10 protein-coding genes are annotated in these 11966 nt (G+C 45.1%); 4 read left to right on the top strand and 6 right to left on the bottom strand.

Annotated elements, in window-relative coordinates; genetic code table 11:
- The first annotated feature begins 3 nt into the window (after window positions 1-3).
- The 4 genes from KFE26_RS03690 (at window position 4) to KFE26_RS23950 (ending at window position 3345) form a co-directional block, all read left to right on the top strand.
- Window positions 4-234 (top strand): hypothetical protein, encoded by a 231-nt coding sequence (locus tag KFE26_RS03690; RefSeq protein WP_212599692.1) that lies wholly within the window; start codon window positions 4-6, stop codon window positions 232-234.
- Between the two features lie 95 nt (window positions 235-329).
- Window positions 330-1445: a nucleoid-associated protein gene (locus KFE26_RS03685; RefSeq protein WP_212599691.1), complete on the top strand. Its 1116-nt coding sequence runs from the start codon at window positions 330-332 to the stop codon at window positions 1443-1445.
- The gene (locus KFE26_RS03680) at window positions 1442-2764 is read left to right on the top strand and encodes a hypothetical protein (RefSeq protein ID WP_212599690.1); all 1323 of its coding nucleotides are present in this window, start codon (window positions 1442-1444) and stop codon (window positions 2762-2764) included. Before KFE26_RS03685 ends, KFE26_RS03680 begins: the two co-directional genes overlap by 4 nt.
- Window positions 2765-3114: 350 nt before the next feature.
- Window positions 3115-3345, top strand: a complete 231-nt coding sequence (locus tag KFE26_RS23950) for an Imm26 family immunity protein (RefSeq protein WP_249195579.1) — start codon at window positions 3115-3117, stop codon at window positions 3343-3345.
- A 415-nt stretch (window positions 3346-3760) separates the two neighbouring features.
- Here KFE26_RS23950 and gcvP read toward each other — a convergent pair whose 3' ends face one another.
- The 6 genes from gcvP to KFE26_RS03645 form a co-directional block, all read right to left on the bottom strand.
- On the bottom strand, window positions 3761-6649 hold the full coding sequence (gene gcvP, locus KFE26_RS03670) for an aminomethyl-transferring glycine dehydrogenase (RefSeq protein WP_212599689.1): 2889 nt from the start codon (window positions 6647-6649) through the stop codon (window positions 3761-3763).
- Window positions 6650-6771: 122 nt separating this feature from the next.
- Window positions 6772-7161, bottom strand: coding sequence for a glycine cleavage system protein GcvH (gene gcvH / locus KFE26_RS03665; protein WP_011845766.1), 390 nt, complete (start codon window positions 7159-7161; stop codon window positions 6772-6774).
- 25 nt (window positions 7162-7186) lie between these two features.
- Window positions 7187-8281, bottom strand: coding sequence for a glycine cleavage system aminomethyltransferase GcvT (gcvT, locus tag KFE26_RS03660; RefSeq protein WP_212599688.1), 1095 nt, complete (start codon window positions 8279-8281; stop codon window positions 7187-7189).
- Window positions 8282-8534: 253 nt separating this feature from the next.
- Window positions 8535-9758, bottom strand: coding sequence for an FAD-dependent monooxygenase (locus tag KFE26_RS03655; RefSeq protein ID WP_212599687.1), 1224 nt, complete (start codon window positions 9756-9758; stop codon window positions 8535-8537).
- A gap of 42 nt (window positions 9759-9800) precedes the next feature.
- A complete protein-coding gene (gene ubiH, locus KFE26_RS03650; protein ID WP_212599686.1) occupies window positions 9801-11042 on the bottom strand; it encodes a 2-octaprenyl-6-methoxyphenyl hydroxylase in 1242 nt (413 codons plus the stop codon).
- Window positions 11043-11221: 179 nt separating this feature from the next.
- Complete coding sequence (locus tag KFE26_RS03645) at window positions 11222-11797, bottom strand: UPF0149 family protein (protein ID WP_105252998.1); 576 nt, start codon at window positions 11795-11797, stop codon at window positions 11222-11224.
- Window positions 11798-11966 lie beyond the last annotated feature (169 nt).

Below are 11966 nucleotides of genomic sequence, written 5' to 3'. Positions count from 1 at the left end.
AAAATGATAAATTATAGAAATCTAGGTGGTGATTCAAATGTTATCGCTTATCAAATAACTGAGCAATCTATTACAGTACAGTTTGCTTCTGGAAGGTTTCAGTTCTACTTGTATGATTATGCAAACCCAGGCGCTCAAGTAGTAGAAAGGATGAAAGAACTTGCTCAACAAGGCCGTGGCTTAAATTCCTATATATCAACTACAGTAAAAACAAGATTCGCCCGAAAATGGTAAAGCATAAATAACTATTATTATCCAAGGATGAAGTCAATAAATAGTGTGTTTGAAATTTTTATCAAACACACTATTTTTATAAACAGGAAACCATAATGAAGTTAAATCAAGCTGTTATACATGAACTAGTAAAAAAACAACACAAAGATATTCAAAAGTCGATAATAAAAGAGAACCTTCTACCAAGTGATAATGAAATAGTACTTAAACTAGTTGCTGGCGTAGCAGGGCTGTATGGTAAGAAAAATAATAGTGCACATTATGGTATTTTTAATGCATCTGAAGAATCTAAGTATTTTCCAGCACATTTTGAGACATTTCAATCGATTTCACCAAGTACAGATGATTCATTTCTGACTCTAACAAAGGAAGCAATGTCTCGACTAAAGCACTATGGTGGAATAAATAAGCCAAGCTCAGGTGGCTATATGCTATTTGCAAATTATGAAAATGAACAAGGAACTTTCTTCTTAGCAGCAATGCTCAAGAAAAAAGCAGGCATAACGCTATCAGATGATTTAGTACCTACAGCCCTTGAAGAAATTGATTTAAATAGCCTACACCAAGCTGCCAGAATTAATTTGACACGATACAAGCTGTATAAAGAATCTACTGATGAAGAGCGGCAAGATTTATCATATCTTAGCTTTGTTAGTCCACGTACAACAAACTCTGCTGCAGGCTATTTTGTTACAGCACTTGGTTGCGCAAAAGGAACAGCATCAGCAAAAGCAACAAATACCCTAGTAATAATTTCTAATCAGTTTTTTAAAGATAAACCAGAACTAAAACTACACCAAAAAGAATACAAAGATGACCTAGTTAGGTATCTAACTATATGTGAAAACAAAGGTAAATCAGCAACATTAAGTGAAGTTGATAAGATAGCAAGGAAGTATTTCCCAGCCAATGATGAACAAGAGGCTGACAAACTTTCTGATGATTTATTCGAAATTCTAAATAATGATACAAATCAAGTTCCTGTGGAATTCCCCGTTAATAAATCAACCCTTAAGAAACATACTCACCTACAGTTTACAGGGGCTAATTATCAAATATTACTAGATAAAGGAATTTTAGGCACGACGAAAAATGCTACAGTTCAGTACGATAAAGCTAAGAGAACATTGTTATTTAGAAACATTCCATTTGAATTAATTGAGCTAGTAGAAGCAGAACTCAAAGAGTCCGATGAAGGCCAAAGCAAGTGAGTTTAAAAAGTTTCAAATTACTCCATCATCAGATTGGACCATATCAGCTACTTCTAAATAGTTCACTTGAAGGTGAGATTGATTGCACCGAAGAAAACATAAAACTATTAAAAGATTGCAATAATTCACAACACTCTAGAGTTGATGAAACATATATTAATGGGAAAGACGTCTCTCTGGAAGAATTGACACCTTGTAATTCAAAAATATTAATATCATTAAAGATACTAGAATCAGATAGTTCACTTATATTCAAAGACCAAAAATCACTATTAAACCGACGACTGTCTCTAAGTAGTGGAAGTTGTATTGAAGATTTTTATTTTTGGGCAACAGGCGAAGACTCGACTACCGGAAATGGTAAAATACTAAAAAATAAGATTAATTCAATCTGCACACTTATAAGGGGCTTAGCAGATTTAGCACACTATCACGACAATAAAGTTGGCACTGATAATCCAAATTATGTATTTGTAAACGAAAGTGATATCTCTAACGGATCTCCCCTTGTAATTGAAACGTCGATTTCTGAAAGTATGTTGCTTTCTACACCAATAGATGTATCAATATTTGAAGCGTTATCCTCATCAAACTCAGAAAAAAACAATCCTAATATTGGTAGAGAAAAATCAGTTTTTAGAGCAACTTTGATTGAATATTTAAAAAGCAAGCCTAGTTATTCTGGTGGCGAATTCAATTTTTTAATTCATGGTTGGAATGATTTTCTAACACTATTTAGGAGGAATTTTGATACTTATATTAGTGGCTTTGCATTTCATAAGGTAAGAAAGGAAGTTGCAGATGCAGAATTATCTATTGCTAATGAATTATCTAAAATAATGGGAGAAATAGGAGGAAAGGCTCTAGGAGTCCCTATCTCAATGGTTGCTATTATCCCCATGTTAAACACTACATCTACTGTTGAAGTTTTGCTAATTAGCCTTGGGTTATTAATTTCCTCTATAATCTCATCACAAGTTATATTCAATCAGCAAAACCAACTAGAACGTGTTGTACATGCAAAAAATATTATGTTCCCTCCGGAAGATTCAACAAACAGTAACTATCCTGATTTTTTAAAAAAATTAGTTTCATCTGCATCACGTAACTTAGAAAATAATCAAAAAAAGCTAAGTATTACATTATGGTTTTTCAGAATTATAAGCTGGTTACCTGCAATCTTAGCAGTGATAGCTACAAGCCATTTATTCATGAAAATATTTGATGTCGAAATATTTATTTCAGTCTTTATTCCGTTAACAATTATAGTAATTTTAATAAAAAATGAATGGGCAAGGAAACATATTTTCAATACATAAATACTTAAAAAGGATGTGACGATTTAAAGTGGGTGGCACGATTTACTCGTTAACGATTTAAGATCCGTGACACAATTTAACTAAAATAGAAAGTTGTGATTGAGGTGATAAGATACTGAGTCATGCTCTTTCTATTCTAAGAGGTAAAAGATTGTGAAAATGAGATATCAAGAAGGTGATATTTTTATTATTCCTACAGAGGGTAAATTTGCCATCTGCCAAATTGTTTTGCCCCAAAAGGGAAGTTTAAGCAAGTCATAGGTTTCTGCGTCCTATTTCTACAGGATAATAAAGTTTTTAAAAGTGATGACGTACTTCGCCCTCTTCCTATCATGGATATGGGGAAAGAGATGAAAGTTATATTTACTGGGAATCAAAATGTAAAAAATGGTTCTTGGGAGATAATTGGACATGCAGACCTGACCGAAGATAAAGACGAGTTAAGGATCTTTAATTACGCAGGAGGGCTATATAAGGGAGAGGAAGAAATTAAACGAATCCCTGTCTCTGAGTATAATAACTATACCTCAATGGAGGTGTATGGTTTCGAGCTTGTTAATCGCTTATTGGCAAGCCTGTAACACCTCTATTTTATCAGCCAGCGTCTCGTATTTGGGATATATCAGAACAAGCATAACTCTGTACTAAACCGTTACACCAGAACAGGCATTGTTGCACCAGTGACCTTCTAAAATATGATGTTTTAGTAGAGCCTACAGGGGCTATTTTATTTAAGCATAAGCACGGCGAGTCACAGGTGTAGCTCATACAAGAGCGTCAAGAGCATGCAGAATCCTGCGGCAGGCAACAAAAAAAGCGACCTTTCGGTCGCTTTTTTATGCTTCAAATTCGCTGAAGCCGAAGAATGATAATGGCGTTACTGCCGACGATAAGGCAAGGAAGCCGATGCTTTTCGCCACGGAGTTGACTGGTGTCAATGAGTAGCGAAAAGTGTTGGCTGACGCCGAATTATCTAGGCCAAGTAGCCATTATTAATTATTCGTAGTCTGATAATGGTGCACACGAACACATTAGGTTACGGTCGCCGTAAACATCATCGATACGATTCACGGTTGGCCAGAACTTGTTAGTGCGTACTGCTGCACTTGGGAACACGGCCACTTCGCGGCTGTATGGACGCGTATCAAACTCTGGGTCCATGATATCGGCCATAGTGTGCGGTGCGTTGTGCAGCGGGTTGTTGTCCGCTGGCCATTCGCCCGATTCCACTTTGGCGATTTCGGCACGGATTGACACCATAGCGTCGATGAAACGATCGAGTTCCACCTTAGACTCAGATTCCGTAGGCTCAATCATCAGAGTTCCCGCAACAGGGAAGCTCATGGTTGGTGCGTGGAAACCGTAGTCATTCAAACGCTTAGCGATATCCATCTCAGTCACGCCTGACGCTTCTTTCAGTGGACGTAGGTCGATAATGCATTCGTGCGCGACGCGATCGTTACGGCCACGGAACAATACTGGGTAGTGTTCAGACAGCTTCTTCATCACGTAGTTAGCGTTTAACAGCGCAGTTTGGGTCGACTTTTTCAGGCCCTTTGAACCAAGCAGCTTAATGTACATCCAGCTGATCGGCAGAATGCCCGCGCTACCGTAAGGTGCGGCTGATACGGCGCCGTTGTTGTCGCTAACGCGGCCCGGTTTAACCACAACGTGACCCGCAACAAATGGGGCTAAGTGTGATTTCACGCCGATTGGGCCCATACCTGGACCACCACCGCCGTGTGGAATCGCGAAAGTTTTGTGCAGGTTTAGGTGTGATACGTCGGCACCGATAAAGCCAGGAGACGTTAAGCCGACCTGAGCGTTCATGTTGGCGCCATCTAAATACACTTGACCGCCGTGCTGATGCACTATGTTGCAGATTTCGCGGATAGATTCTTCATACACACCGTGGGTCGATGGGTAAGTGATCATGATGCAAGATAGGTTTTCAGCCACTTCGGCGGCTTTCGTCTTCAGATCTTCTAAATCGACGTTACCTTGCTTGTCACAGGCCGTCACCACCACTTGCATACCGGCTAATTGCGCCGATGCAGGGTTAGTACCGTGGGCAGATTGCGGGATCAAACAGATGTTTCTGTGCGCATCGCCACGTGACTCATGGTATTTCTTGATGGCTAACAAGCCAGCGTATTCACCTTGAGCGCCTGAGTTTGGCTGGATGCACACAGCGTCGTAGCCTGTGATGTTCACTAACCAAGTCGACAACTCTTCAATCAACTGAGTAAAGCCTTTAGCTTGATCCAGTGGGCTGAATGGGTGCATGTTGGCAAATTCTGGCCAGCTTACGGGTAGCATTTCAACCGCTGCGTTTAACTTCATGGTGCAAGAGCCCAGTGAAATCATTGAGTAGTTAAGAGCTAAGTCTTTGCTTTCGAGACGTTTGATATAACGCATCATCTCGGTTTCGCTTTGGTAGCGATTGAAGGTTGGGTGGCTTAAAATCGCATCTTGGCGCACGAGTGCCGCCGGAATCGATTGGCTACCTTGGCTAACTATTTGCGCGTCTAACGCGGCAACATCTAAACCATGGCCAGCACCTAAGATCACATCGAACAAGGCTTCGATATCTGTGCGCAACGTGGTTTCGTCTAAGCTCACGCCCACAATACCATCGGCATCGAAACGTAGATTCATTTCAGCAGCCAGTGCGCGTGCATTGACGGCAGCAACATCTAAGCCTTTGATGCTAACAGTATCAAACCAAGTGCTGTTGACTAAGTTCACGCCCTTCGCTTTTAAGCCTGCCGCTAAAATATCGGCGAAACGGTGAATGCGTGATGCGATAGTTTTCAGGCCATCTGGGCCGTGGAATACGGCGTAGAAAGACGCCATATTCGCTAACAGAATTTGTGCAGTACAAATGTTTGAGTTGGCTTTTTCGCGGCGGATATGTTGCTCACGAGTTTGCATTGCCATACGCAGTGCGCGGTTACCACGGGCGTCTTTTGACACACCAATGATACGGCCAGGCATAGAACGTTTGTGCTCGTCACGGGCAACGAAGAAGGCCGCGTGTGGGCCACCAAAGCCCATTGGCACGCCAAAACGCTGCGCACTACCGAATACCACATCGGCGCCCATAGCGCCCGGTGATTTCAGTAATACCAAGGACATAATGTCGGCGGCGACAGTCACAACCACATTCTTCGCACGCAGAGTTGCGAATAATTCGCTGAAGTCAGTGATTTGACCAAAACGGTTAGTATATTGGAACAAAGCACCAAACAGCTCATGGTTAACGGCCTCAGATGCTGGGCCAACCACCACTTCAAAACCAAAACACTCAGCGCGGGTTTTCACTACGTCTAAGGTTTGCGGGAACACATCATCGGCAACGAAGAAGATATTGGCTTTTTTCGCTTTAGAAACCCGCTTTGCCAGCGCCATCGCTTCGGCAGCAGCAGTTGCTTCATCTAACAAAGAAGCAGAAGCCAAATCTAAACCCGTTAAGTCCATCGACACTTGTTGGAAGTTTAGAATGGCTTCTAAACGGCCTTGGGCGATTTCTGGCTGATATGGCGTATAAGCCGTGTACCAACCTGGGTTTTCAAATACGTTACGCAGGATCACGTTTGGCACTTGAGTGCCGTAGTAACCCATACCGATATAGCTCTTAAATACTTGGTTTTGTTTCGCTAAACCACGAATGTAAGCAATGCCTTCGGCTTCGCCGCAGGAATCACCAATGCTCAGATCTTGGCTTAAACGGATCGACTCAGGCACAATTTGCGCGGTCAGATCGTCCAGAGACTCAGCACCAACATAGTTCAGCATGGCTTGCTGTTGGCTGCTATCTGGGCCGATATGACGACGTAGGAATAAATCGTGCTGTTCTAACTGAGTGAGGGTTTGCTTGGTCATGATAAACCTTGTTCCAGATTTGCCGAAATTCAGAACTGTAGGGTACTGATTAACGGACTGTTGTTATGTCAATCTTGCGCTAAAACAAACGAAGCCCCTTAGGGCTTCGTTAGCGTCGACGATTATTCTTCGTCGATGACAGCTTGGTAGCCTTCAGCATCCAGCAGAGCGTCGACTTCTGATTCGTCAGAAGGCATTACGCGGAAGAACCAGCCTTCGCCGTAAGCACTGCTGTTAACGAGTTCTGGCGAATCTTCCAGCGCTTCGTTCACGGCAATCACTTCGCCAGAAATGGGGGCATAAATGTCAGACGCCGCTTTTACTGATTCAGCTACAGCACAGTCTTCACCCGCAGTCACAGTGTCGCCAACTTCTGGGAGTTCAACGAAAACCATGTCACCTAACAGCTCTTGGGCGTGCTCAGTGATACCTACTGTGTAGCTACCGTCTTCTTCCTTGCGGATCCATTCGTGTGAAGAGGCGTATTTCAGTTCTGTCGGAATATTGCTCATTGTTCTTGTTCCTTGTTCCGTTTTTTTAAAATGCTTGTTTACCGTTGCGCACAAAGTTTGGCGCCACTACTCTAACAGCCACACGTTTTTTACGCATTTCGACTTCCGCAGTATCCCCAATCGAGCTAGGAACACGTGCCATCGCAATAGAATAGCCCAATGTTGGCGAGAAAGTCCCGCTGGTGATCACGCCTTGTTGCTCTACACCGGCTGAGTCGGTGAAAAATACAGGCATATCATGGCGTAACACGCCCTTTTCTTCCATCACTAGACCAACAAGTTTGCTGGTTCCGGCATCGCGAAGTGTTTCGAGGGCTTTACGGCCGATGAAGTCACGGTCGTTTGGTTCCCATGCAATAGTCCAGCCCATGTTGGCGGCCAATGGGTTGATGGTTTCGTCCATGTCTAAGCCGTAAAGATTCATACCAGCTTCGAGACGCAGCGTGTCACGGGCACCAAGACCACAAGGTTTAACCCCTTGATCTAACAATGCTTGCCACAAGGCTTGGGCTTCATCTTCTGGGACGATAATTTCGTAGCCCGCTTCGCCTGTGTAACCCGTAGTCGCAATAAACAGTGAGCCAGCTTGCTTACCGAAGAAAGGTTTCATGCCTTCGATGGCGGCGTTTTGCTCGGCACTGAACACGGCAGCGGCTTTCGCTTTTGCATTAGGACCTTGAACGGCAATCATCGCCAGCTCAGGACGCTCAGTCACAGTGACATCAAAACCTTGGGATTGCTTGGCGATCCAAGCGAGATCTTTTTCGCGGGTCGCTGAGTTCACTACCACGCGGTAGTTAGTGTCAGTGAGGTAGTAAGTGATGAGGTCGTCGATGATACCAGCATTGTCATCTAACATGCCGCTGTATAAGGCTTTACCTGGCACTTTAAGTCTAGCCACATCGTTCGCCAGCAACTTACGTAGAAATGCACCAGCGTCGCTACCTATCACATCAACCACAGTCATGTGGGATACGTCGAACATACCCGCGTCTTGACGCACAGCGTTGTGTTCTTCGATTTGTGAACCATAGTTGAGGGGCATATCCCAACCGTGGAAGTCGACCATCTTAGCGTTTGATTCTAAGTGCTTGTTAAACAGAATAGTTTTGTTAGCCATTGTTATCCCTTTTTGCGGCCTTTTTCAGGTCTCTGCCTAGTGTAGGGTGTAGATACTAGGGTCTAAAATGCGGCGAAATTATACCTTGCGTCACAAATTTGTATACAGGAGATTTTTCTAATCCGAAGCCATTGTCATTAGATTTTCTCATCTTCAACATGTAATTTTTTTACATGCGAAGGCCAGATTTGCGCAGCTTGCAGTCAATATGCTGATATTAGCAGCAATTCTGATCACATTAGCGCAACCTAGGCTAACGGCACAACTTAGGCAGTGCCGACTTATTACCCATGGCCTGTTGTATGAACACTGTTTTCAGCCCAGCGACATTATCAACCAGATTTAATCCCAGATCGCGAATCGCCTTTTTGACTGGGTTTGAACCTTCGAATAGACGTTTAAAGCCCTCCATCGCCGCGATCATCTCCATTGCATCGGCTTTGCGCCAACGTTCAAGTGCACGCAGCTGCGCATAATCGCCGATATCTTTACCCGCTTGCTGTAATTCGCTGATCACTTCGATAATGCTGGCCGCATCTAAAAAGCCGAGGTTCACCCCTTGGCCAGCCAGCGGATGAATAGTATGGGCAGCATCGCCTGCTAATACTAAACGGTGGCGGGCAAAATGGCGGGCGTAACGCATCCGTAATGGGAAGGCTTGGCGCTCGCTTTCCAGCTTGCAAATCCCTAAACGTCCGTCGAAAGCCGCGGTTAAGTTGCGCTCGAATTGCACTTTATCCATTGCCAATAATTCAGTGGCGCGCTCGGGCGGCACCGACCAAACGATAGAGCAGAGATTGTCTTCATACAAAGGTAAAAATGCTAGCGGGCCGTCCTGCAAAAACACTTGGCGGGCGGTGGCAAGGTGTGGCATTTCGGTACGAATAGTTGCGACGATTGCGTGGTGGCCGTAATCCCAAAAGGTCAGCGGGATCTTGCATTGCTCACGCACCCAAGAGTTGGCGCCATCGGCGGCTATCACAAGTGCGGCACTGACACTTTCTATTTCAGACTCGACGCCATTGGCAAGGGTCAACCAAGCTTCGCGCTCACCAAAAGCAATGCGCTCTATGCGTTGGTTTTGAATATGGGTGATATTGTCAAACTCACTGGCGCGTTTGGCGAGGGCAAAGCTAATGGCATCGTTTTCGATAATCGCGCCGAGACTGGTTTCGCTGATGCTGTTGGCATCAAAGGCAATTTTACCGAAACCGTCTTTATCCCACACAGCCATTTTTTGATAAGGCGTAGCGCGGGAAGTGTCTAAATAACTCCATGCCCCTAAGTTTTCTAACAAGCGCTGGCTCGCCTTATTGATGGCGCTCACCCGTAAACGCGGCTCGCCGCTCACGGCCTCAGTGTGGCCCGCATCGATAACGACGACATTCAGATCGGCCTGCGCCAATCCAATCGCGGTGGCGAGTCCCACCATGCCGCCACCCACAATGGCAATGTCATAGGCTTGTGAACTTAACATGGGTACATCCTTTTCGCGTTGCGATACCAGTAAATTGCGGAGTTATTTCCAGCCCATTGCCTTTTGAGCGACGGGGGTTTTCAGTGGCGGAAACCAAGACAAGAGCCGTAATCCTAAGTTACGCCCCAGCGCCATCGGCCAATATTGGCTTGAAAAGCCACGGACTAAAAATTCGATATTTCGGATAGTACTGTTTCTGTCGTGCTCGCGGGCATTAAGGTACGCATGGGTCACAGCGGCGGAGCCGATATCGTCGCCCTGTGCTAGCGCCGTATTGAGCACATCGAGCAAGCTCACCACATCCCTCAACCCTAAGTTAAACCCTTGCCCCGCAATCGGATGCAGTGTCTGCGCCGCATTGCCGATAAACACACATCTGTGATGAATTGGCCTTGGCATATAAGACAAATTAAGCGGATACGCATGGCGCGCGCTGACATCGATAAACGTGCCCGCACGATAACCAAAGGCCTGTTGCAGCGCCGCTAAAAACTCGGCCTTAGGCGCCGCTTGCATCTGTTTAGCCCGCGTATCATCGAGCGCCCACACGAGAGATAAGCGAGGTTGACCTTGAATATCGGCCATAGGCAACAACGCTAAGGGACCTGTTTGGGTAAAGCGCTCATAGGCCCAATGTTTGTGAGGCCTATTGGTTGGCAAATCGGCAGTTTGAATATTGGCAATAATGGCCGTTTGCTCGAAGGCCACTTGGGTCACGGGCAAATTAAAACTGCTGCGCACTTTGGATTGCAAACCATCGGCGGCAACCACAAGTTTGGCTTGAATTCGCTCGCCCGTATCGAGCACTAAGGTGTGACCTTCAACGGCGGGTTCTACTTGGGCAAGCTTGGCGGGGCAATAGAGTTTGACACTACTCTTATTCAACTCGTTAAACAGCACTTGGCCAACTCGTTCAAGCTCAACCACTTGGCCTAGGGCATCTAAATGAAACTGCGCCGCATTGAGTTCTGTCATGCCAAAGTGGCCGCGATCCGACACATGGATATTTTCAATCGCCGTGCCCAAATGGGCGAGCTTTTGCCATAAACCTAAACGGGATAATTCGAAAATAGAACCGTGGGCGATAGCAATAGAGCGGGCATCGAATCCGGGGTGTTGCTTATCGGGAAGGTGCGCTTCGATTAAGGCGATAGAAAGTGGCCGAGCTGCGGATAAAGAAAGACGCGCGAGAGCTAACGCTAGGGTCGCCCCCGCCATCGCACCGCCTACAATCGCGATGTCGACGTGTTGAACTGAAGTATCCATGTGATTTGTGGCCGTCATGGGGATCTCATTCAAGCTTTGGCATAACACTAAGGCATGTAAACATAAAAGATGTAAACATCAATGCTATGCACTCAAAAACACCAGTGCTATGGACTCAAAGGCAGGTTTGCCCACCTTTGACATCTAATGAAGCCACTACTGTGTTAACTTATTGAACATTAAACAACTGCGGTAAATTAATGTACAACCGCAGTATCGTCAGCCTCACCATGGGGAAGCTCAGGACCAAACTCCGAGTAACACATGATGGCTGCAATACGTACAAACTCGAGTAATTCAGTGTAAGCGGCTTCGGATTCTTCATCGTCGGCAACATCAAATTCCACTTGGGCAATTTCCGCCAAGTCTTTGATCACTTCACGTACTTCTGCCGAGGCTTGATTCAGTTTCGGCTGAATAATCGCCATGCCAGTCAAAAAACTCTGGGTCCACAGGGACAAAGCTTCAACACGTTGGCTGAGCGGCTCTTCTTCTTCAGGCAACAGCGGCATGAAACCAAATTCAAAATCCACTAAACGCGTCACTGAATCGTTAAACAAATCACACACTAATTGGTGCAACTGCGCTGGCAAAGGTTGACCATCGTTCATCAGGTCGAATAAAGGCTTGATCCAAGTGTCGCCAGTTTGCTCTACACCACCGCAGATTAAACCGACTAAAGCACCGTGAACTTCTACCGGATGCTGGCCGATTTCAGCCGCATCTAAGGCGAGTTTTAAGCTGTCGATACGTAACGAAGGAGGGGTTGCCATATCAGATCCCAATAAGATTTTTCCAGCAGCAATGCTAGCAGAGATAAAGACTTGAACCAATACTGAATCCCAATAATGGCGAAATCGGCCACGCCCTGATAAAAAACTATCCAACTGCTCACACAAACAGCAAACAAAACCGTCAAAGACCAATCCATTTGCGGCTTAC

It is taken from the genome of Shewanella sp. M16, from assembly GCF_018224605.1.
Taxonomy (GTDB): domain Bacteria; phylum Pseudomonadota; class Gammaproteobacteria; order Enterobacterales; family Shewanellaceae; genus Shewanella; species Shewanella oncorhynchi.
Note: the sequence above shows the minus strand (reverse complement) of the source record. Positions and strands in the feature narration are given on the sequence as shown.